Here is a 320-nt window from a genome sequence, read left to right as displayed (position 1 = left end):
GTTGATTTCCAAGGGTACTAACAGGTATTTCTCGTTCCTTACTACTAATAATCCCCTTTGTTACACTACCTTCTAGCCCCAATGGATTCCCAATGGCTATTACCGTTTCCCCTGTACGAATTTTTTCTGAGTCTCCAAGTGTTGCGACTCTTTTTACATCTGCCCCGTCAATTTCTAATACCGCTAAATCTAATAATGGATCTGTCCCTACTACTTTAGCGGGGACCTTTCTACCATTATTCAATTTCACTTCTACTTTATTCGCACCGTCTATCACATGATTATTTGTAACAATGAAAGCCTTATTGCCGTTTTTTTTA

The 320-nt window shown here is 38.8% G+C and carries 1 protein-coding gene; it reads right to left on the bottom strand.

Annotated elements, in window-relative coordinates; translation table 11 throughout:
• Positions 1 to 320: S1C family serine protease (locus tag JDS96_RS30965; protein WP_199669146.1), on the bottom strand; the 320-nt coding region annotated here is incomplete at both ends.

It is taken from the genome of Bacillus cereus group sp. N21 (assembly GCF_016483395.1).
In the GTDB taxonomy this organism is placed as follows: Bacteria; Bacillota; Bacilli; order Bacillales; family Bacillaceae_G; genus Bacillus_A; species Bacillus_A pseudomycoides.
Note: the sequence above shows the minus strand (reverse complement) of the source record. Positions and strands in the feature narration are given on the sequence as shown.